This window comes from Acinetobacter sp. BHS4 (genome assembly GCF_018454425.1).
Classification (GTDB): Bacteria; Pseudomonadota; Gammaproteobacteria; order Pseudomonadales; family Moraxellaceae; genus Acinetobacter; species Acinetobacter pittii.
In genome coordinates, this window is record NZ_CP075323.1 from 3,680,400 (window position 1) to 3,701,485 (window position 21,086).

A 21,086-nucleotide genomic window follows, 5' to 3' on the forward strand; every position below is an offset into this window, starting at 1 on the left:
CAATCGTCAATCTTTCGTTAAGGAGGTGATCCAGCCGCAGGTTCCCCTACGGCTACCTTGTTACGACTTCACCCCAGTCATCGGCCACACCGTGGTAACCGCCCTCTTTGCAGTTAGGCTAGCTACTTCTGGTGCAACAAACTCCCATGGTGTGACGGGCGGTGTGTACAAGGCCCGGGAACGTATTCACCGCGGCATTCTGATCCGCGATTACTAGCGATTCCGACTTCATGGAGTCGAGTTGCAGACTCCAATCCGGACTACGATCGGCTTTTTGAGATTAGCATCCTATCGCTAGGTAGCAACCCTTTGTACCGACCATTGTAGCACGTGTGTAGCCCTGGCCGTAAGGGCCATGATGACTTGACGTCGTCCCCGCCTTCCTCCAGTTTGTCACTGGCAGTATCCTTAAAGTTCCCGACATTACTCGCTGGCAAATAAGGAAAAGGGTTGCGCTCGTTGCGGGACTTAACCCAACATCTCACGACACGAGCTGACGACAGCCATGCAGCACCTGTATGTAAGTTCCCGAAGGCACCAATCCATCTCTGGAAAGTTCTTACTATGTCAAGGCCAGGTAAGGTTCTTCGCGTTGCATCGAATTAAACCACATGCTCCACCGCTTGTGCGGGCCCCCGTCAATTCATTTGAGTTTTAGTCTTGCGACCGTACTCCCCAGGCGGTCTACTTATCGCGTTAGCTGCGCCACTAAAGCCTCAAAGGCCCCAACGGCTAGTAGACATCGTTTACGGCATGGACTACCAGGGTATCTAATCCTGTTTGCTCCCCATGCTTTCGCACCTCAGCGTCAGTGTTAGGCCAGATGGCTGCCTTCGCCATCGGTATTCCTCCAGATCTCTACGCATTTCACCGCTACACCTGGAATTCTACCATCCTCTCCCACACTCTAGCTAACCAGTATCGAATGCAATTCCCAAGTTAAGCTCGGGGATTTCACATTTGACTTAATTAGCCGCCTACGCGCGCTTTACGCCCAGTAAATCCGATTAACGCTTGCACCCTCTGTATTACCGCGGCTGCTGGCACAGAGTTAGCCGGTGCTTATTCTGCGAGTAACGTCCACTATCTCTAGGTATTAACTAAAGTAGCCTCCTCCTCGCTTAAAGTGCTTTACAACCATAAGGCCTTCTTCACACACGCGGCATGGCTGGATCAGGCTTGCGCCCATTGTCCAATATTCCCCACTGCTGCCTCCCGTAGGAGTCTGGGCCGTGTCTCAGTCCCAGTGTGGCGGATCATCCTCTCAGACCCGCTACAGATCGTCGCCTTGGTAGGCCTTTACCCCACCAACTAGCTAATCCGACTTAGGCTCATCTATTAGCGCAAGGTCCGAAGATCCCCTGCTTTCTCCCGTAGGACGTATGCGGTATTAGCATTCCTTTCGAAATGTTGTCCCCCACTAATAGGCAGATTCCTAAGCATTACTCACCCGTCCGCCGCTAAGATCAGTAGCAAGCTACCTCTCTCCGCTCGACTTGCATGTGTTAAGCCTGCCGCCAGCGTTCAATCTGAGCCATGATCAAACTCTTCAGTTAAAATCATTTTGCACCTTATTTAAAGACAAGGTGCCAATTCTGGCTCATCAATTACTGACTTAAATTTCGCTCAAATAAACTTCGAGTAATTTAAACCAATCAATCAATGAAAATTATTTCGATTAATCAATCAGTAAAAATCCACACAAGTTGTTCTTCAATTCTCTTAATGATCTTCTTCCTGGTTCGTCACCAGCAAGCTAGGTCGGCTATATTACTCTTAATCTCTTAAAAGTCAACAGGTAATTTCGATATTTTTAAAACTTATCTCTCAAACCAACTTACCATCAAATTCATCACTTAAAGCAATTAACTTAATCACAAGTAACTGTTTTTCAACAAGTTTCTATCTGCATCACCGCCGATGGATGTGCATTATAGACCATTAACTTACCTTTGCAAGCGAAAATTAAAAATTAATGACTTGAGCGTTTACTTTTAAACCACAACATACATTAAACTCTTGTTTTATATTAATAATTATTTTAATTTTTTATTTTTGACTTAAATAAGCCAGTATCATGCTCGATAATTCGCGTTTAAGTTGTTGTTCTGAGATAAGAAAATTGTTCTGGCTTACATAACGCATCATCGTAAAAAGCGTACTATTAATAATTACAAAGGATTTATGCTTTACCTGTTCGAAGTCCCACTGATGAGGATTTCTACTGAATGTATATAGCCCTACTTCAAAAAAATGCTTTTCTAAAATCTGAGCAGCTTGCGAATGACTATAGTCATGCCAGTGTTTCAGCACTTCTATAAAAAATCCATGATCGGCTTTTAATGCATTAAATCCCAACTCTATTGCTAAGGGAATGAGCAGCTCTAAAGGAATATTTCCTTGTCGCACAACTAATTCTTTAAGTTGTTGCCCAAGCAATTCGCTTTTACGGCGCAATAGTTCTTCTATGATTTGATCTTTATTCTCAAAGTATTGGTAAATCGACCCAACACTTACTCCAGATTTCTCTGCAATTTTAGGCGTCGTCGTATGTAGTAATCCATACTGCGCGATACACTGCTGTGTCGCCTCTAAAATATGGTCAACAATAATTTTTGAACGCTGTTGTTGTGGGGCTTTTCTCATCGTTTTTTATTCGTTAAATGCGAATTGAATGCGAATAATTATTCATATTAGCCTATTTATTATTCAGTTCAATAAGTAAGTAACGATATGCAAATGATTAGCCCGACTCGACTTGCTTCTTTTAATGACATGCAAGACAGTAATTTCTTTACTCAGTTTTTAAATATCTGTTGCGAAAAACCTGTACAACCAAACTATAAAGAATATGTGTCTTTACAACGTGCTCTTTGTGAAGGGGACGTTGAAATGGATAAGGTGATTGATTGGGTTATGCAAGATCCCAAAGGTCACCGCATGATTTTTGAGAAGATATTATTTCAAGGCCGCGATAATCTATCTGAGCCTATACCTACCGAGTTAGAAAATTTCTTTAATTACATTGAAAAAAAGCCTGGATGGTTAGATGAGCGTCAAATTGATGAGGCTGTTAAATTTACTCATCGTTTAGGAATAAATAATGGTTTTATTCTTAGAGATCTATCCTTAATGGCGGGATATTTATATCCGGGATTTAATCAGCCGCTAATTTTAACGGGTGCATTAAAGAAACAGGCGGGTACTCGTTTAGCTGAAACCACAAAATGGTGGGTCGATATTACTGAACCTCAAGGACTTGTCCGTTTAAGCGCAGGTTTTACTTCAACGATTTATGTTCGCTTTATTCATGCACTCGTTCGCCGACAATTAAAAAAGTCTGATCGTTGGAATAGTGAGGTTTGGGGAATTCCTCTTAATCAATTTGATTTAGCAATGACTAATTTGGCTTTTAGCAGTGTAGTTTTACTCGGTATTAGAGCTTTGGGTGTATGGCCAACCAAACAAGAAGCCAAGAGTTTTCTACATTTTTGGCGTTATGTTGGCTGGTTGATGGGTATTGATGAAAAATGGCTTATTCAATCTGAATCCGAGGGTTGGAGGTTACTTTACTGGATGCAGTTTGCTCATCCTCGCTCCGATCACAGCAGTGTTGAGTTAGGATCAAGCTTATCCAAAGAGCCTTTTGAGAGAAAATATCTACATTTACGTTCTTTGCAGCAGAAGCTTGCTTATCGACAACATTTAGAACTTACCCAATTTTTTATTGGCAAGAAGAGAATGAAACTACTCGGATTGCCTCAGCAGTCTGCCTCATGGTTTGCTTATTATCTAATTGTGCGTAATTCACTACTTTATAATGGTGCAAAGCTTTCACCAAAAGTTGAAAAGTTTTTATCTAAATCAGGCCGTAATATACAAAAACTTGGCTTAACGCTTTATCAGAATCAAGGTAAGGCAAAAACCTTAGCGAGTATGCATCAATAACTTTTAAAACTTAAAAACAAAAATGGAAGCCCGTTAATTAGACTTCCATTTTCAAATATTAAGGAACTTATTGAGCTGATGAACTGTGCATTTCAGCGTGATTCATTTGCTCGTGTGACTCCATCATCTGCTTCTTTTTCTGACTTGGCATGTAGTCAGGTTCATTGTTGATTGCCAAGTAAAAAATAATCATAAACAATAAACTCAAGATAGAAGCCACAATAAGTAACTTCCATCCCCACCAAGACTGTTCAGGCGATAATTTATTAGTCATTTCATTTCTCTCATTAAATTAATATTTTCAGTTCATTTACTACGGTTTATTAAAACTTCATGCTCATACGAACCCAGTAATTTCTTCCGATATTGTTAAACTGCTCTTCGCTCGCAAATCCGAAGCCTGCACTACCCGCTTTATTTAAGTGTTCGGTATAGGTCTTATCTAATACGTTATCGATGCCAACTGAGACATCAATATCTTTACGAAGGTTATAACTTCCGTTTAAAGAAAGTGTTGAGAAACCTTTACTTGGTTTTAAGTCATATCCCACGATATTACCTTGATGTAGACTCACACGGTTTTGCTCAGCCACAGCTCGCCACAACAGACCAAAATTATATTTGTCGGCCACATAGCGAATATTTAAACGACCTTCTAAAGGTGAAATTTGAGGTAGTGGTTTGTCATCTGTAGTGTTTTTACCCCATGCATACATCGCACTCAAATCTGCTTGAATATGGTCGGTAAATTGATATCCAATACCCGCTTCCGCACCAGCAATGGTTGCATCGACATTTTTAGCACCCGCAGTAATCCCATGGCTCATACCATGTCTATCCATTCCCATACTTGGGTGATGGTGATAACTCATTAAAATGTAATCATCTACTAAGCCTGCGTAAGCAGAAGCCCATGTACTTAAAGCTCCATGTTGCTGCTGGAAGCCCATATCTAACTGTAATGTTTTCTCAGGATTCACACCGTTAAAAGTATTGGTTGAGCCCGCATTACCATGTTTAGGCGAGAAAAGCTCCCAATAATCAGGCATACGCTCTACATAACCTAAACCGATATAGCTTTTTAGCTCATGCTCAGGATGTTGATTTTCCCAGCGAACAAATGCGCTCGGTAAAGTCTTTTCAAGCTTCGTATTAAAATCTTTTGATTTGGCGCGTTCGTCTTCAACTGTGACTCGATCTAAACGCACACCTGTGACCAGTTTGTTGAAATCGTTCCATTGATAGCCGAGTTCACCAAAAGCTCCGTATGAATGAAAGATCATATCCGTTACGCGAGGTTGGTTGAGGTAGTTACTCCTCATACTACTGCGTGAGCTGTGTTTATTATTTTGAGTATCTACACCCGATATAAAGCTCCATTGACTCCACTCATTAGTCATCGCTAAACGTGCGTTCAATGTACGGCGTGCAACATTTGATGCCATTGGCATGGACATACCATCTTGTGGATTAAATTCACGCAAGCTGAAATTATCCATGACGTGGTCGTTATAGCTATAGTTCACCTGCCCTTCGATTTTCTTGATCACATCAGTGATATTTTTCTTTTCAAAACGAAGCCCTAAACTTTCACGCGCAAATTGAGATCCGTCCATTGAACGTCCAGCATAAAGCGATTCACCATCAGATTTCCCACCCGTGATTTCGACCCACGTGTTTTCATCTGGAGTAAAGCCAAGCGCTACATCAGCATTCCACTTTTTCCATGCTGATGGAACTGTATTGCCATCACCATCTTGATAACTATTCGATTCTGAACGGTTGGCATTTAAACGGATATATTTTTTCTCATCGCCAACAGCCGCTTCAACATTATGGTCAATACGCCCATATGAACCTAGCAAGACACTCGCTTGACCGCGATAAGGTTTTTCAGAGGTAAGCTTTTCAGGCTGACGTTCAAATAGAACTGTTGCAGCTGAACCAGTATTGGCATATTGAACCGTTTGTGGCCCCTTAATCACAGAAATCCGGTCATAACTTTCTGGTGAAATATAAGAAGTTGGAGCATCCATTCGGTTTGGGCATGCACCTAAATTTTCAGTTCCATCAGTTAGAATTTTGATGCGTGAACCAAACATACCTCGGAATGTCACATCACCATTGGTTCCACCGCTTTGTATTGAGTTAAAACCCATAATACTTTGTAGGTAGTCTGCACCATCTGTTGCAGGCACTGGCTGAATTGGCTGTTTCGGGTCTGCATGTACAATCAAGCCATTTGCATCGTTGCCTTGTTGTGCTGTAACAACAATAGGTGCTAATGAGTGAAGCGCTTTAGTATCGGCATCATTTTTTTCTGAATCAGCAAAAACTAGACCCGAATGAGAGACAGCAAACATCGCAACCCATAAAGGTTGTAGTAAAAATTTAGAATGTGGCATTTTTATAGGCTCTAAAACATAAATAAAGTGATATCGAAGTCAGTTAAGACCCCAACAAAAAATTGCTTTTATTTATGCAAATAGAGGTGGTGCACGCCCTTGCGGGAGTAGAAAAAGTCGCTGTAGTGCAAAGTAGACATGTCTAAATGCTTGTTGATAGGCAACTAAGCGGACTTGTATGCGGACTAAAACTTCTTTTACGCCAAATTCAGGTGGCAAAACCAGATTGGCATAGACGGTACAATATTGACACTGGTGATTTGCATCATGATGATCATGTTGCCCAGAGGCTTGTGCCTGTTCAATATGATGTTCATGATGTGAATGCATGGCATGTGACATGGTTTCCATCTGTGCTTTAGGTTTAAGCAAAGCGAGGGTAATAGTTTCACAGACCGGAGCAATTTGATACTGCTTCGGTAATAGCGGCTGTAGAAATACCGCGACCTGTAAAAATACTGCTGCACATGCAAGCAGTAAACCACTACGAAAAACCAAAAATCACATCCACATTACATTAATGTTTCAAGAATAGAAATTTTTAACGTTTTACTGCAACTTTTTCACGTTCACGTTGACGAACAACTTTTTCGACTTTTTCTCGAGCACGCTGACGTTTAAGTGGCGACAAATAATCCACAAATAATTTGCCATTTAAGTGATCCATTTCATGTTGGATACAAACAGCGAGAAGTCCATCAGCTTCTATCTCAAATGCTTGACCTTCAAGGTTAATTGCCTCAATTTTCACACGTGACGGGCGCTCAACTTTGTCGTATATTTGTGGCACCGATAAGCAGCCTTCTTCGTACTGCTGCTTATCTTCTGTCAGTGGAGTTATTTTGGGGTTAATGAAAACCATAGGGTCATCTTTAGATTCAGACAAATCTATGACGATAAGCTGAATATGACGATCGACCTGAGAAGCTGCTAAACCAATACCCGGTGCCGCATACATGGTTTCAAGCATATCTGCTGCAAGTTGACGAATTTCATCAGTAACTTCTTCAACAGGCTTAGCAATGGTACGAAGACGGGGATCAGGAAAACTTAAAATAGGTAATAAGGCCATACTGACGTCCTCACTTATGCCATTGATTGAAAAACCAAATGAAGGAAATACTTCATCGAAAAAATTGTGTGTTAGCCGCCTATTATAACGCATCTGCACGCATAATTTTTAGGAATTATCATAATGAAAAAGGTTTTTGACGGCATGGTTCAATTTCATGCTTTGGGGATAAAAAAGCATTTACTTGCTTTCGCACTTTTTACAGGGGTTGCTTTCGGTACGGTAGCAGAGGTTTATGCTGCTAGTCCAAACCATAATCCACCCTCTCTTAAAAGTAATGCACCACATGTCTACGTAGTAAAACGAGGAGATACGCTATGGGATATTTCCGGTCACTTTCTGAGTAAACCTTGGCGCTGGCCTGAAATTTGGGCAAATAATCAGCATGTTAAAAATCCGCATTGGATTTATCCAGGTGATCGATTACTGCTGTGTAGTTTAGATGGCCGTCCATTGGTTGGAAAAGATGAGGGAGATGGCTGTGTCGGCATTATTCGCCGTTACACAGGCCAAATGACAAATTTACAACCTCAAGTTCGTGTGGAATCACTTAACAATAACGTACCTGTTATTCCTCTTGAGCATATCAAACAATGGTTAGAACACAGCACAATTTTGCCAGCCGACGCAATTGAACACACTCCTTATGTAGTCGGTACTGCCGATCAACGTGTACTTGCAGCAAAAGGTCAAACTATTTATGCGCGCGGACAAGGTTTGATTGATGGTCAACGTTATGCAGTTTATCGTGAAGGTGAACCTTATTATTTCACCGATAATAAAGGCAAAAAGCACAGTCTAGGTATTGAGCTACAACAAGTTGCCTCAGGGATTGCGATCTCTTCTGAAAAAGACATTACCACGCTTGAGTTAACTGATAGCTACAATTCTGAAGTACGTCGTGGTGATCGGGTGATGCCAGAAGAAGATGCCACATTGCCTACTTTATTTTATCCAGTGGACGCTACTCAAGTGCCAGATGGCGGCAAAATCATTCGTGTAATGGGATCAATTGGCACTGCTGCCAAAAATAGTGTGGTGACTTTGGACCGAGGCACAACTCAAGGAGTTCAAGTAGGCCAAGTTTTTGATATTACGCAGCAAGGCGAAACCATTCGAGATCCTAAAACCAAGGAATCAATAAAGTTACCAGGACAACAAATTGGTAGTCTGATGGTCTTTAGAACTTTTGATCAGTTGAGTTATGCCTACGTATTAGAAAGCGATTTACCAGTTAAAGTTGGTTCAAGCATTCAGCCACCCCGCTTTAATGATTAATGCTGGATGTACCTTTTACAATGCTTACTCAACTTTCTTCACACCATTACCACACGCTTAAAGTGTGGTATTTGGTGCAACACTCTTTAGTCAGCTTTAAAAAAATTGTCGATTATTTTGGTAGCTGTGAAAAGGCGGTCCAACCTGCTGGATTATCTCAATGGCGCAATCTCGGGTTACATGCTAATCATTTAAAACGCGTAGATGAATTTCGAACTGCTCAGGGTCAAGCTCAGTTTGAAAGACTAACTGAGCAAATCCAGCAACATACCGACTTTATTTTAACGGCAGATGACTCAGGCTATCCCACTCAGTTATTACCTTATACAGATCACCCACCTATCATTTTTGGAAAAGGTCAGGCACAAGCCTTATTACAACCACAAATTGCGATTGTAGGTAGCCGAAAACCAAGCCCACATGGTCGTCAGGTTGCTTATGATTTTGCCTATTACTTAAGTGAAAAAGGTTTTTATGTAAGTAGTGGCTTGGCATATGGCATTGATGAAGCTGCTCACCAAGGAGCATCAGCACATCAACGTACAATTGCAGTAACAGGAACTGGTTTAGACAGTACCTACCCTGCTCAAAATAAAAAACTTGCAGAACATATTTTGGCTCAAAATGGCGCGATTATTACTGAATTTTTGCCTGGAACACCCCCATTACAACAGCATTTCCCACGTAGAAACCGAATTGTCAGCGGTTTGAGTTTAGGCGTGTTAGTGGTAGAAGCTACCTTAAAAAGTGGTTCTCTCATCACTGCGAACAAAGCTGCCGAACAAGGTAAGACTGTATTTGCCATTCCTGGTCATATTTACAGTGAGTTTCATCAAGGTTGCCATCAACTTATTCGTGAAGGAGCAATTTTAGTCGATCATCCTGAACAAATTATTGAAGACCTTGCTTTACCCACCCAGTGGCAAAGTCAGCAACAAAACTCCACCGAGGAGGCTGTAGTTTCTAGTACTCCAGAAATTCCTGACCATTTAATTAACCTTTATCAATCTTTAGACTGGGTTGGACAAAATATTGATCAGCTTGTCTTACATCACTCTCAGCCTGTTGCAGAACTCACCTCTTCACTGATGGAACTAGAACTACTTGGTTTATCTATGCAACAATCAGGATTGTATTTACGTTGTCGTTCTTAGTATTGGAGCGCACAATAGCAATTCTGTCTGATTGAAAGGAAGAGTATTACCATGATTACCACCTCAGTTACCGAAGCAGCCCAATGTTTACAACAAGGTCAAGTTTTGGCATATCCAACTGAGGCAGTTTGGGGGCTAGGTTGCGATCCTTTTAATGAGCAAGCTTTTCAAAAAATTCTTGAACTAAAGCAAAGGCCTATTGAAAAGGGTGTAATTTTATTAGCAGGTCATATTAGCCAAGTTGAACACCTGCTAACTTCTCTACCTCAAACAACCCAACAAGAAATTATTGATTGTTGGACTAATCATCAACCATCAGAAAGAGCAACAACTTGGCTATTACCTGCTGGCGAACATATTCCTTCATGGATTAAAGGTGAGCATCCTCTTGTCGCTGTTCGAGTCACTACACATCCTTTATGTGTGGCATTATGCAATGCTTTTCATGGCTTTATTGTCTCGACTAGTGCGAACCCAAGCGGGCAAGAACCTGCTCATTCATTACAGGATGCCTGCCAATACTTTGGTTCACAATTAAACTATCTGAATGGTGACTTAGGCCAGAGCCAACAGCCAAGTAGAATCATTAACGCTCTTACCAGAAAGATTATTCGCGCCTAATTTCAAACAAAAAAAAGCTCAGTTATATAGGGATAACTGAGCATAAAAAAGGATGGGTATATACCACATCCAGAGGGTTTGGATATCTGTGGAACGAAAGATAATTTACAAAGAAAATAGCGCCTTTCGTAGTGGCCGCTATTATGTGGTAAGAGGTTCAATGAGAGAAATATATTATTTCTCTAAAAAAAGCATGAAAAGTGTAGGGAATTTACGGTTTTTTGCCTATAAATTAAAATTATATTAATATTTTTACTCGGCTTTTTTAATATTTATATTACAACCTATTTTTATAAACTATTTATAAATCATATAGAAAAACTTTAACTAAGAAAAAATTGGCATATTTTTATGAGTTTTTTTCAAAATATGCCATAGTTTTTTTACTGACTTTAGTTTTGTTCTTGCATTAATTCGCTCTTTTTAGGACTCACCTTCTTCTGAGCCATAATGATCCCAATTAAAATAACAATCCCACCTAACGTGTGATAAATAGTCCACTGCTCAGACAACCAGACACTTGCAATAACTGCTGTAAAGACAGGTACCAAGTTCATAAAAATACTTGTTCTATTAGGACCGAGTTGTTGAACAGCTAACATCCAAACTAACGGCGCAATAAGTGAAGCAAATACACCCGCATAAATAGCACTTGGTGCATTTTGTACATTTAAAGCATCAAGTCCAAACCAGAGAATTAAAGGAATATGAAATATGACAGAAAATCCAATCTGAACATATAAGCTTGTCATAATTGGTAGAGGCAACTGCCATTTTTTAAGAAAGACACCATAAAATGCATAGAAGAATACGGCAATAATCATCAAAGCATCACCAAGGTGTCCGCCACCACTTAAAAGCTTATTAATATTTCCTTGGGACATGACATATAACAAACCTGCAAAAGATAGAATACTGCCAAAAACTGCAAAGCGATTAGGCACATCTTTTAAAATGGCAAGCGAAACAAAGATCGTAAAGATGGGAATAAATGCATTCACAATTCCCATATTGGTTGCACTAGTATAATGGGCAGCCGTATAAGCTAAGCCTTGATAAAGCACCATCCCAAATGCACTTAACACAGCAAGCTTAGGTAAATAGGGTATGACTAGTCGTCTTTGTCTCCACACAGATATAAACATAAATGGAGTCAAAATAATAAAAGCGATTAACCACCGATAAAAACTAATACTTACCGGAGAGATATAATCCGAGACATAGCGGGTGACTACAATATTTAAAGACCAAATCAATACTGCCAAAATGGGAAAAATAAACGCCCATTTGTGATATTTCATGACCTGACTCATAGCAATACACCATCTACAAAAGAGATTTTATTTTGAAGAATGTCTTAATAAATTGAAATATCGTATTTCCGACATTGATATCGAACTTAGGACATTATCCTTTTTAGAATAATGTCCAAGCTTTAATAGCATGTTCTACAACTTTATGTAATTGATCAGTACTGGCACCGTCTCTTGCCTGAATGGTAAGGCCTTGAATGACAGTGGCATAAAAGTCCGTCATTTCTTGTAGAGGAGCATTAGATGGCAAATCACCCTGCTCAACACCTTGTTTGAGACGCTCCAATAATTTTTCTTTGGTTTTTATGCGCTTGTCTAATAGGTTCTGCTGCACATCTTGAGTGGCATCAGAACAATTCATGGCAGCAACCACCAACATACAACCAGCTGGTTTATTGGGTTGAACCAGTCGTTTTACATTGTCATAAAGATATAACTCAAACGCAATTTTTGCAGTTTTTGCTTCTAAAAAGATGGTCTCAATAGGACAGGCTTCATGAGCCAAATAGTAATCAATACTTTTATAAAACAGCCCTGCCTTATCACCAAAAGCACTATATAGGCTAGGTGCTGTAATTTCCAAAGCTTGTGTTAAATCACTAATAGACGTTGCTTCATAGCCATGCTCCCAAAAGAGCAACATTGCTTTTTGTAAAACCTCTTGTTCATCAAAGCATTTAGGACGTCCGCGCTTTTTTTTCAGCGTATCTTCTGCAATAGCTAAATTCGTTTCATGCCTATTTGTCATAAAGATCACATCTATTTTTATAACAATCGTTATTAAATTAATTGACGTTCGATTTTTTATCAACTATTTTATTTTCATAATGATCGTTAGTTAATTAATAAATTGCCTTTCTTTACTCCAAATTTAGCCAAGTAAGGATTTCCTATGGACCAATCTTCTATCTCTAAAGCGCGACCCACGACCTCCACTCAAGGAAGCTGGTTTGCCATTTTGGCCGTTTCTATCGCAGCATTTGCCTTAGTTACAAGTGAATTTTTACCCGTTGGCGTTCTAAATAGTGTCGCAACAGATTTAAATATTTCTGTAGGTACAGCAGGCCTGATTATTACAGTACCCGGCATTATGGCAGCAATTGCAGCCCCTCTATTGCCTATATCAGTGAAACAACTTGATCGGCGTTATGTGCTTATCTTGCTGACAGCTATTATGGTTATTGCCAATACCATTACCGCATTTGCTGAAAACTTCCATGTTCTATTGTTAAGCCGCTTAATTTTAGGTATTTCAATTGGTGGTTTCTGGGCGACCGCCATTGCTTTAAGTGGAAAATTAGCTCCTTCGCATCTTCCTATTGCTAAAGCAACTGCGGTCGTGATGGCAGGTGTGACTTTTGCTACAGTTCTAGGTGTACCGATTGGAACTTGGTTAAGCGAGTTTTATGGCTGGCGTAGTGCTTTTGGAATTACTGCAGGCATTGGCTTAGTTGTTTTAATCTTACAATTAATCTTTTTACCTAAACTTGTACCAGATTCGGCAATTCACATGAAAGATTTGCCAGCACTATTACGCACTCCTAAAGCACGTAGTGGCATGTTGATTGTTTTATTGATCGGACTCGCTCACTTTTGTGCCTATAGCTATTTAGCACCTTTCTTTAAAAATGTTGCTGGTTTTAATGGGACAACCATTAGTTCATTATTATTGCTCTATGGAATTGCAGGTATTTTCGGGAATGCTTTTGCCGGATATAGTGGCAATCTAAATGTCCGTTATACATTAGCTTTTGTGGGCACATGCTTTGCAATCGTATTTTTTGGATTTCCTCTTTTTGCCGTTCATGAGTTTGGTGCTATTGTCTTAACCGCGTTATGGGGATTTGCATTTGGCGCTTTCCCTACCTCAGCAAATATCTGGATGTTTGTCCACGCACCACATGCTGTTGAAAAAGGTATGCCGCTTTTTGTAGGTATGTTTCAGGTGATGATTGCGACAGGTTCATTATTAGGGGGATATGTGGTTGATCATTTCAATGAAAATACTTTAATTTATGGTGTATTAAGCTTCGTTGCCCTAGCATTAGTAAGTACATTTACCTTAGCGAAAGGTTTAAATAATCCTAAAGCTACTTGTGAAAATTAAAATATGAGTCAGAGCATATAGATGAACAATGAGGACCAACAATTTTCATTATTAAACAGTATAGAAGTTCATGAATTTCTATACCAAAAAGAAGATATTGTTCGTCCTCATGCATCTCTTTGGGGAGATTTTAATTTCAGTTTAAATGGCATATTAGAAATGGAGATTGAAGAACAGCTATATCTTTCTCCACCTAGCTATGGTCTTTGGATTCCACCTCAAACTGTTCATCAATCTACTCATATTGACCATGAAATTCACTATATCTGTATTCGACTACACCCTCGCCTCTGTTCTATTTTAGGTGATATCTGTAAATGTTTTAGTATCCAACCTTTCTTTCGAACCTTAGTTTTACAAATTCTAGAGCAACAAAAACAAACTGGACAATCTGAATACTTAGAACATCTTTTACAAGTTCTATTCGATCAACTTAAACAAGCTCCTGCATATTCGCATTATTTACCGCAAACACGACATCCTGTTTTATTGCCTATTTTAGAAAAACTTTCAGATCCATTACTTTTTGATCAGTCTTTACAGCAGTTGCTACAAAACTTTTCGGTCAGTGATCGTCACTTATTACGTTTGAGTCAACAAGAGCTTCAGCTTTCGTTGTCCGAATGGAGAAATCGGGCCAAAATTGTTTATGCCATTCATCAGATTCGCCAAGGGACGCCTATCAAGCGTTTAGCATACGATTTAGGTTATCAACATAGCTCAAGTTTTATTGAGTTTTTTAAACGTTACACTGGACAAACACCTATCCAAATCAGAAATAACTAGAATTCAGCGTATCTTTAAAAACTTTTTCTTTTTTGAACACGAATATTATTGCACTACCCCTCAATAGCAGTTAAAACAAATGCGTTACTTGATATCAATTACAATCTTTAGGAAAGACTTATGACACAATCTGTATATCACATTCCAGTAAAAGCTATTTCAGGCGAAACGGTCGATCTTGAACAATATAAAGGTAAAGTTCTACTTATCGTAAATACTGCTTCTAAATGTGGTTTAACTCCACAATATGAAGGCTTAGAAAAACTTTACCAAGCAAAAAAAGACCAAGGTCTTGAAATTTTAGGTTTCCCAGCAAACAACTTTAAAGAGCAAGAACCAGGTTCTGATGAAGAAATTCAGCAATTTTGTTCATTAAATTATGATGTTCATTTCCCTTTATTTTCTAAGGTTTCTGTAGTCGGCGAAGATAAGCACCCACTTTACCAAACTTTGACAGCAGCTCAACCAGAACGTACTGGTGAAGGTCCTTTCCGTGAGCGTTTAGAAGGCTTAGGTATTCCAACCAACCCTGCTCCAGAAGTTTTATGGAACTTCGAAAAGTTTTTAATTAATAAAAATGGTGAAGTCGTGGCTCGCTTTGCTCCGAACCTAACAGCAGACGATGAACAAATCGTTAAAGCAGTTGAAGCAGAGTTAGCAAAATAATATTTTAAAATGTGAGAAAGGGCGTTTTATACGCTCTTTTTTATGCTCTCCTCAAAGTGTTGTTCGTTTGCAAAAATACAATCTTTCTTCATATTTTATGCCTATAGTATCTATTTGCTTTATTTGATGTTGTTTGTAGTTATGAAAAAAGTTTTACAGGGCGCATTTCTTCCTTTTGTAATTTTTGCCTCAGGCATGCTTTTACTCGGGTGCGATCAGGCACAAGACCATGCTACCGAACAAGAAAAGACTGAAATAACTGAACAGGCATCTGACCAAAACATTGAACAACAAGAGTCAGAAATTGCACCCAACAAAGCCGAACTTAAAAGCGGCAATATTTTTTATATGGTCCGCGACGCTGCTAATTTACAGCTTAAAGCTGGTGACTATGTTGAACAGCTTAAAGATACTCAGCTTGATGTTGAACAAGCCATCCAAGATAAGAATCAGAATGAACTAAAAACTACTGTCACTACCTTAAAACAGCAACTAGAAGGTTTAAATCAAGCACTTTTGACTTTAGATATTAAAAGTCAGGAAATTGAGAATATTCGCCAAAGTTTATTACATGCCAACCAACAAGCTCTTAGCATGCCATTACTCAATGGGAAATTAGATCAAATCAATTTTGACCAAATTGAAAAACAGCTTAATACCATTCAAATGGATATGGTGAAGCTTGCTGCCATGATTATGGCAGGAGATGAAAAGTCAGATTCAAAAACTGAATCTTAAAAAAACAACTTATAAAAAAAGCCACCTTACGGTGGCTTTTTCAATCTCAAACCGGCAATTATAGTGCGCGGTTTTTGATTTTACGGATAGTTTCAAGCTGTGCAGCTGTTTCTGCCAAGGCAGCCAACGCAGCAGCTGAGTCCAAATCACTCTTTTGGTTTGCAAGCAATTGTTCAGCATTTTTACGTGCTTCTAAAATTGCCGCTTCATCCAAGTTGTCAGCACGGATTGCAGTATCTGCAAGAACCGTTACAACATGAGGTTGAACTTCTAAAACACCGCCAGATACATAGACGATTTCTTCTGTACCATTTTCCAACTGAACACGAATCGGGCCCGGTTGAAGCAAGGTTACAAGTGGAGCATGTCCTGGCAAAATACCAAGCTCACCACCAGCACCTTTCGCGATTAACATCGTTACTGCGCCAGAGTAAATAGACTCTTTAACACTTACGACATCACATTGCATAGTCGCCATGAGATGATCTCCTTAAATTAGAGTTTCTCAGCTTTAGCAATCACTTCGTCAATACCACCAACCATATAGAACGCTTGTTCTGGGATGTGATCGTATTCACCAGCTAATAGACCTTTAAAGCCACGAATCGTTTCTTTAAGCGGTACTAATTTACCAGGAGCACCAGTAAACACTTCAGCTACGTGGAATGGTTGAGAGAAGAAACGTTGGATTTTACGCGCACGGTAAACAACCAATTTATCTTCTTCAGCTAATTCATCCATACCCAAGATTGCGATGATGTCTTTAAGCTCTTTATAACGTTGCAATACGTTTTGTACTGCACGCGCAATTTCATAGTGCTCTTGACCAACAACTAATGGGTCTAACTGACGTGAAGTTGAGTCAAGTGGATCGATCGCTGGATAAATACCAGAAGATGCGATGTCACGGCTCAATACTACTGTTGCATCTAAGTGAGCAAATGTAGTTGCAGGAGATGGATCTGTTAAGTCATCGGCAGGTACATATACTGCTTGGATCGATGTGATCGAACCAGATTTAGTAGATGTAATACGCTCTTGAAGAACACCCATTTCTTCTGCAAGTGTAGGTTGGTAACCTACCGCAGACGGCATACGACCTAACAATGCTGATACTTCAGTACCTGCAAGTGTATAACGGTAGATGTTGTCGACGAATAATAATACGTCACGACCTTTACCATTTTCGTCTTTTTGATCACGGAAGTATTCAGCCATAGTCAAACCAGTTAACGCTACGCGTAAACGGTTACCTGGTGGCTCGTTCATCTGACCGTAGACCATTGCTACTTTGTCAAGAACGTTAGAATCTTTCATTTCGTGATAGAAGTCGTTACCTTCACGAGTACGCTCACCAACACCAGCAAACACAGATAAACCTGAGTGAGCTTTAGCGATGTTGTTGATCAACTCCATCATGTTAACGGTTTTACCAACACCAGCACCACCGAATAGACCAACTTTACCACCTTTTGCGAACGGGCAAAGTAAGTCAATTACTTTAATACCAGTTTCTAGAAGATCAGTAGAAGCTGCTTGTTCAGCATAAGAAGGTGCTTGACGGTGAATCGGCAAACGCTCTTCAGTCGCTACAGGACCTGCTTCATCAATTGGGCGACCCAAAACGTCCATGATACGACCAAGCGTAGCTGGACCTACTGGAACAGAAATCGGTGCATTTGTGCTAGTTACATTAAGGCCACGTTTAAGACCTTCTGTAGAACCCATTGCGATGGTACGAACAACACCATCGCCAAGCTGTTGCTGAACTTCTAATGTAGTTTCAGTACCGTCAACTTGGAGAGCGTCATAGATCTTAGGAACGCTATTGCGCTCAAACTCGACGTCGATAACCGCGCCGATGATCTGAATGATACGACCGCTACTCATTGCTGTCTCCTCAATTCAAACTTAATAATGTTAAACGGCAGCGGCACCGCCAACGATCTCGGAAATTTCCTGAGTAATCGCGGCTTGACGCAGCTTGTTGTAAATGAGTTGTAGGTCTTTAATCAATTGTCCTGCGTTGTCTGTCGCTGCTTTCATCGCGACCATACGAGCTGACTGCTCACATGCAACGTTTTCAATCACACCTTGATAAACCATAGACTCGATATAGCGAACCAACAAACCATTTAACAATTCTTCTGCTTCTGGTTCGTAGATATAGTCCCAACCATAAGTACGGTTGAGATCATCGCCTTCTTCTGCTGGTGCTAAAGGAACAAGTTGTTCTACTTTAGGCTGCTGAGTCATTGCATTAACGAAGCCATTTGATACGAGATAGATACGATCTAATTCGCCTTTATCAAATGCATCAAGCATAACTTGGACTGAGCCAGTTAACTGTTCCAAACTCGGCGCATCGCCAAGTTGGGTAGTTGCACCGAGCACTTTACCGCCGTAATTCTTAAAAAACGAAACCGCTTTTTGACCAATTAAAGCAAATTCAACTTCAATTGACTGCTGTTGTTGTGCTTTGACATGCTGCACAACTTTCTTGAACAAGTTAATGTTCAAGCCACCTGCCAAACCACGATCTGAAGACACTACGATATAGCCAACACGCTTAACTGGGCGGTCAACCATATAACGGTGTTTGTATTCAGGGTTTGCTTGTACCAAGTGAGCAATTACACGGCGCATATTATCGGCATACGGACGGCCCTGAGCCATGCGCTCTTGCGCACGACGCATTTTAGAAGCAGCTACCATTTGCATCGCGCGAGTAATCTTTTGCGTGCTCTTGATACTAGCTACTTTGGCGCGAATTTCTTTTAAATTTGCCATACGCTTAACCTAGTATTCGAAAGCTCTTTCGAGCTTCCGAAGGTTGATCCGTGAACCAAACTTAACTAAAAACTAAACTTAGTAAGTTTGAGTCGCTTTAAAGCTTTCAATACCTGCTTTGATTGCTGCTTCGATGTCTTTGTTGTAATCACCAGTTTCATCGATTTGTTTCATCAACGGAGCATATTCTGAGCGGAAGTAAGAAATTAACGCAGCATCAAAGTCTACGATTTTCTTAACTTCTACGTCAGCCATGTAGCCTTCGTTAGATGCATAAACAGAAACAGCTTGGTCAGCAATTGAGTAAGGAGCATATTGTTTTTGCTTCATTAACTCAGTTACACGTTGACCATGTTCAAGTTGCTTACGAGTTGCTTCGTCAAGGTCAGAAGCGAACTGAGCAAACGCAGCCAATTCACGGTATTGTGCTAAAGCGGTACGGATACCACCAGACAATTTTTTGATGATCTTAGTTTGAGCAGAACCACCAACACGAGATACAGAGATACCCGCGTTCACAGCAGGACGAATACCTGCGTTGAATAATGATGTTTCTAAGAAGATCTGACCGTCAGTAATCGAAATTACGTTCGTTGGTACGAATGCAGATACGTCACCTGCTTGAGTTTCAATAATTGGCAATGCAGTTAAAGAACCAGTTTGACCAGTTACTGCGCCATTAGTGAATTTCTCAACGTAGTCAGCAGATACACGAGAAGCACGTTCAAGAAGACGTGAGTGAAGATAGAATACGTCACCTGGATACGCTTCACGACCTGGTGGACGACGTAAAAGTAATGAAATTTGACGGTAAGCAACAGCTTGCTTAGACAAATCATCATAGATAATAAGAGCGTCTTCACCGCGGTCACGGAAGTATTCACCCATTGTACAGCCAGAGTACGGAGCTAAATACTGCATTGCAGCAGGATCAGCAGCCGCAGCAGCGACAACAGTTGTGTACGCCATAGCGCCAGTTTCTTCTAGCTTACGTACAACGTTTGCAATTGTTGATTGTTTTTGACCAATCGCAACGTATACACACTTAATGCCAGAGTTTTTCTGAGCGATAATCGCATCGATCGCCATCGCTGTTTTACCAGTTTGACGGTCACCGATGATCAACTCACGTTGGCCACGGCCAACAGGAATCATTGTATCAACTGATTTATAACCAGTTTGAACAGGCTCATCTACAGATTGACGCCAAATTACGCCTGGTGCTACTTTTTCAACAGCATCAGTTAATTTCGCATCAATTGGGCCTTTACCATCAATTGGGTTACCCAAAGCGTCGACAACACGGCCAAGAAGTTCAGGACCAACTGGAACTTCTAATACACGACCTGTACAACGAGCTTTTTGACCTTCTTGAAGGCTTAGGTAGTTACCTAAAACAACGGCACCCACTGAATCCTGTTCTAGGTTCAGTGCCATACCAAATAAGCCGCCGTCGAATTCGATCATTTCACCGTACATTGCATCAGCAAGACCGTGAATGCGCACGATACCGTCGGATACCATAACAATGGTACCTTCGTTTTTAGCGGTCGCGCTGGTGTCCAGATCTCCGATACGCTGTTTAATGAGCGCACTGATCTCGGATGGATTCAGTTGTTGCATTGCGCTATTCCTCAATCTTTTATTAGTTCAGTCTTCATCATTTGCATTATGCAAGAAGACGAGTACGCATTTTTTCAAGCTTGTTAAGCGCAGAATCATCTATCACTTGATCGCCTGCACGAATTACAACACCTGCAATAAGCTCAGGTTTAACTTCAACTGAAACAGTTACTGTGCTGTTAAAACGCTTTTCTAAAGCAGATTTCAACAGTTGCTCTTGTTCAGCAGTTAACGGGAAAGCCGATTCAATCACGACATCCACATTGTTGTTATTCTGTGATTTAAGCTGTTCATATTCTGCTTCAATTTCAGGTAACAACATTAAACGATCGTTATCTGCAAGAAGTGTCAAAAAGTTAGACACTGCTTGAGATTGATCTTCACCTAAAACTTTAGCAAAAAGCTTCACTTGCTCCGCAGGAGTAAGTTCAGGGCGATTTAAATAAGCGGAAAATGCTTCGTCTTGCACCGCAGCACTGAGCACTTGTAACGCATTCGACCAATTGTCTGTTGCACCTTGCTCAGAAGCATAAGCAAATGCTGCTTTGGCATACGGACGTGCCAACGTCAAGAGTTCAGCCATAA

19 protein-coding genes, 1 rRNA gene and 1 pseudogene are annotated in these 21,086 nt (G+C 40.4%); 8 read left to right on the forward strand and 13 right to left on the reverse strand.

Annotation, left to right across the window (positions count from 1 at the left end; translation table 11 throughout):
• Window positions 1–18 precede the first annotated feature (18 nt).
• Both KIP84_RS17670 and KIP84_RS17675 read right to left on the reverse strand, forming a co-directional pair.
• A 16S ribosomal RNA gene (locus KIP84_RS17670) occupies window positions 19–1,556 on the reverse strand.
• 519 nt (window positions 1,557–2,075) lie between these two features.
• Window positions 2,076–2,646 (reverse strand): annotated as a pseudogene (locus KIP84_RS17675) (TetR/AcrR family transcriptional regulator).
• An 87-nt stretch (window positions 2,647–2,733) separates the two neighbouring features.
• Here KIP84_RS17675 and KIP84_RS17680 point away from each other — a divergent pair.
• Window positions 2,734–3,948: an oxygenase MpaB family protein gene (locus KIP84_RS17680; RefSeq protein WP_213689001.1), complete on the forward strand. Its 1,215-nt coding sequence runs from the start codon at window positions 2,734–2,736 to the stop codon at window positions 3,946–3,948.
• A 67-nt stretch (window positions 3,949–4,015) separates the two neighbouring features.
• On the opposite strand, the gene KIP84_RS17685 is transcribed toward KIP84_RS17680, so the two are convergent.
• From KIP84_RS17685 to def, 4 genes are all read right to left on the reverse strand, one after another.
• Window positions 4,016–4,222, reverse strand: coding sequence for a hypothetical protein (locus KIP84_RS17685; RefSeq protein WP_005072046.1), 207 nt, complete (start codon window positions 4,220–4,222; stop codon window positions 4,016–4,018).
• 49 nt (window positions 4,223–4,271) lie between these two features.
• The gene (locus KIP84_RS17690) at window positions 4,272–6,353 is read right to left on the reverse strand and encodes a TonB-dependent copper receptor (RefSeq protein WP_213689002.1); all 2,082 of its coding nucleotides are present in this window, start codon (window positions 6,351–6,353) and stop codon (window positions 4,272–4,274) included.
• Between the two features lie 72 nt (window positions 6,354–6,425).
• Window positions 6,426–6,851, reverse strand: a complete 426-nt coding sequence (locus tag KIP84_RS17695; RefSeq protein WP_002114087.1) for a DUF2946 family protein — start codon at window positions 6,849–6,851, stop codon at window positions 6,426–6,428.
• Between the two features lie 43 nt (window positions 6,852–6,894).
• Complete coding sequence (gene def, locus KIP84_RS17700; protein WP_032055797.1) at window positions 6,895–7,425, reverse strand: peptide deformylase; 531 nt, start codon at window positions 7,423–7,425, stop codon at window positions 6,895–6,897.
• 123 nt (window positions 7,426–7,548) lie between these two features.
• On the opposite strand from def, the gene KIP84_RS17705 reads away from it, so the two are divergent.
• Genes KIP84_RS17705 through KIP84_RS17715 form a run of 3 tightly spaced genes read left to right on the forward strand, consistent with a single transcriptional unit; the run spans window position 7,549 to window position 10,478 of the window.
• A complete protein-coding gene (locus tag KIP84_RS17705) occupies window positions 7,549–8,703 on the forward strand; it encodes a LysM peptidoglycan-binding domain-containing protein (RefSeq protein WP_213689003.1) in 1,155 nt (384 codons plus the stop codon).
• Between the two features lie 20 nt (window positions 8,704–8,723).
• Window positions 8,724–9,857: a DNA-processing protein DprA gene (gene dprA / locus KIP84_RS17710; RefSeq protein ID WP_213689004.1), complete on the forward strand. Its 1,134-nt coding sequence runs from the start codon at window positions 8,724–8,726 to the stop codon at window positions 9,855–9,857.
• Between the two features lie 51 nt (window positions 9,858–9,908).
• Window positions 9,909–10,478, forward strand: a complete 570-nt coding sequence (locus tag KIP84_RS17715; protein WP_213689005.1) for a Sua5/YciO/YrdC/YwlC family protein — start codon at window positions 9,909–9,911, stop codon at window positions 10,476–10,478.
• A 392-nt stretch (window positions 10,479–10,870) separates the two neighbouring features.
• Here KIP84_RS17715 and KIP84_RS17720 read toward each other — a convergent pair whose 3' ends face one another.
• Both KIP84_RS17720 and KIP84_RS17725 read right to left on the reverse strand, forming a co-directional pair.
• On the reverse strand, window positions 10,871–11,791 hold the full coding sequence (locus tag KIP84_RS17720) for a DMT family transporter (protein WP_213689006.1): 921 nt from the start codon (window positions 11,789–11,791) through the stop codon (window positions 10,871–10,873).
• A gap of 103 nt (window positions 11,792–11,894) precedes the next feature.
• Window positions 11,895–12,548, reverse strand: coding sequence for a TetR/AcrR family transcriptional regulator (locus KIP84_RS17725; RefSeq protein WP_213689007.1), 654 nt, complete (start codon window positions 12,546–12,548; stop codon window positions 11,895–11,897).
• Window positions 12,549–12,683: 135 nt separating this feature from the next.
• Here KIP84_RS17725 and KIP84_RS17730 point away from each other — a divergent pair, with 135 nt between their 5' ends.
• The 4 genes from KIP84_RS17730 (at window position 12,684) to KIP84_RS17745 (ending at window position 16,088) form a co-directional block, all read left to right on the forward strand.
• Complete coding sequence (locus KIP84_RS17730; protein WP_213689008.1) at window positions 12,684–13,898, forward strand: MFS transporter; 1,215 nt, start codon at window positions 12,684–12,686, stop codon at window positions 13,896–13,898.
• Window positions 13,899–13,919: 21 nt separating this feature from the next.
• Window positions 13,920–14,684: a helix-turn-helix transcriptional regulator gene (locus KIP84_RS17735; protein ID WP_032063704.1), complete on the forward strand. Its 765-nt coding sequence runs from the start codon at window positions 13,920–13,922 to the stop codon at window positions 14,682–14,684.
• Between the two features lie 120 nt (window positions 14,685–14,804).
• Window positions 14,805–15,350 (forward strand): glutathione peroxidase, encoded by a 546-nt coding sequence (locus KIP84_RS17740; RefSeq protein ID WP_005072014.1) that lies wholly within the window; start codon window positions 14,805–14,807, stop codon window positions 15,348–15,350.
• Window positions 15,351–15,491: 141 nt separating this feature from the next.
• Window positions 15,492–16,088: a hypothetical protein gene (locus KIP84_RS17745; protein ID WP_014208127.1), complete on the forward strand. Its 597-nt coding sequence runs from the start codon at window positions 15,492–15,494 to the stop codon at window positions 16,086–16,088.
• Between the two features lie 58 nt (window positions 16,089–16,146).
• On the opposite strand, the gene KIP84_RS17750 is transcribed toward KIP84_RS17745, so the two are convergent.
• The 5 genes from KIP84_RS17750 to KIP84_RS17770 all read right to left on the reverse strand — a co-directional run bounded on the left by KIP84_RS17750 (window position 16,147) and on the right by KIP84_RS17770 (window position 21,084).
• A complete protein-coding gene (locus KIP84_RS17750) occupies window positions 16,147–16,566 on the reverse strand; it encodes a F0F1 ATP synthase subunit epsilon (RefSeq protein ID WP_002114076.1) in 420 nt (139 codons plus the stop codon).
• Between the two features lie 17 nt (window positions 16,567–16,583).
• Window positions 16,584–17,978, reverse strand: coding sequence for a F0F1 ATP synthase subunit beta (gene atpD, locus KIP84_RS17755; protein ID WP_002114045.1), 1,395 nt, complete (start codon window positions 17,976–17,978; stop codon window positions 16,584–16,586).
• A 30-nt stretch (window positions 17,979–18,008) separates the two neighbouring features.
• The gene (gene atpG / locus KIP84_RS17760) at window positions 18,009–18,878 is read right to left on the reverse strand and encodes a F0F1 ATP synthase subunit gamma (protein WP_002114131.1); all 870 of its coding nucleotides are present in this window, start codon (window positions 18,876–18,878) and stop codon (window positions 18,009–18,011) included.
• 78 nt (window positions 18,879–18,956) lie between these two features.
• The gene (gene atpA, locus KIP84_RS17765; protein WP_002114049.1) at window positions 18,957–20,501 is read right to left on the reverse strand and encodes a F0F1 ATP synthase subunit alpha; all 1,545 of its coding nucleotides are present in this window, start codon (window positions 20,499–20,501) and stop codon (window positions 18,957–18,959) included.
• Between the two features lie 46 nt (window positions 20,502–20,547).
• On the reverse strand, window positions 20,548–21,084 hold the full coding sequence (locus KIP84_RS17770; protein ID WP_002114070.1) for a F0F1 ATP synthase subunit delta: 537 nt from the start codon (window positions 21,082–21,084) through the stop codon (window positions 20,548–20,550).
• Window positions 21,085–21,086: the final 2 nt, after the last annotated feature.

Bases quoted from the DNA above. Each gene is read 5' to 3' on its own strand.
- KIP84_RS17680 (WP_213689001.1), top strand. From the start codon at position 2,734: ATGCAAATGATTAGCCCGACTCGACTTGCTTCTTTTAATGACATGCAA.
- KIP84_RS17685 (WP_005072046.1), bottom strand. From the start codon at position 4,222: ATGACTAATAAATTATCGCCTGAACAGTCTTGGTGGGGATGGAAGTTA.
- KIP84_RS17690 (WP_213689002.1), bottom strand. From the start codon at position 6,353: ATGCCACATTCTAAATTTTTACTACAACCTTTATGGGTTGCGATGTTT.
- def (WP_032055797.1), bottom strand. From the start codon at position 7,425: ATGGCCTTATTACCTATTTTAAGTTTTCCTGATCCCCGTCTTCGTACC.
- KIP84_RS17705 (WP_213689003.1), top strand. From the start codon at position 7,549: ATGAAAAAGGTTTTTGACGGCATGGTTCAATTTCATGCTTTGGGGATA.
- dprA (WP_213689004.1), top strand. From the start codon at position 8,724: ATGCTTACTCAACTTTCTTCACACCATTACCACACGCTTAAAGTGTGG.
- KIP84_RS17715 (WP_213689005.1), top strand. From the start codon at position 9,909: ATGATTACCACCTCAGTTACCGAAGCAGCCCAATGTTTACAACAAGGT.
- KIP84_RS17720 (WP_213689006.1), bottom strand. From the start codon at position 11,791: ATGAGTCAGGTCATGAAATATCACAAATGGGCGTTTATTTTTCCCATT.
- KIP84_RS17730 (WP_213689008.1), top strand. From the start codon at position 12,684: ATGGACCAATCTTCTATCTCTAAAGCGCGACCCACGACCTCCACTCAA.
- KIP84_RS17735 (WP_032063704.1), top strand. From the start codon at position 13,920: ATGAACAATGAGGACCAACAATTTTCATTATTAAACAGTATAGAAGTT.
- KIP84_RS17740 (WP_005072014.1), top strand. From the start codon at position 14,805: ATGACACAATCTGTATATCACATTCCAGTAAAAGCTATTTCAGGCGAA.
- KIP84_RS17745 (WP_014208127.1), top strand. From the start codon at position 15,492: ATGAAAAAAGTTTTACAGGGCGCATTTCTTCCTTTTGTAATTTTTGCC.
- KIP84_RS17750 (WP_002114076.1), bottom strand. From the start codon at position 16,566: ATGGCGACTATGCAATGTGATGTCGTAAGTGTTAAAGAGTCTATTTAC.
- atpD (WP_002114045.1), bottom strand. From the start codon at position 17,978: ATGAGTAGCGGTCGTATCATTCAGATCATCGGCGCGGTTATCGACGTC.
- atpG (WP_002114131.1), bottom strand. From the start codon at position 18,878: ATGGCAAATTTAAAAGAAATTCGCGCCAAAGTAGCTAGTATCAAGAGC.
- atpA (WP_002114049.1), bottom strand. From the start codon at position 20,501: ATGCAACAACTGAATCCATCCGAGATCAGTGCGCTCATTAAACAGCGT.
- KIP84_RS17770 (WP_002114070.1), bottom strand. From the start codon at position 21,084: ATGGCTGAACTCTTGACGTTGGCACGTCCGTATGCCAAAGCAGCATTT.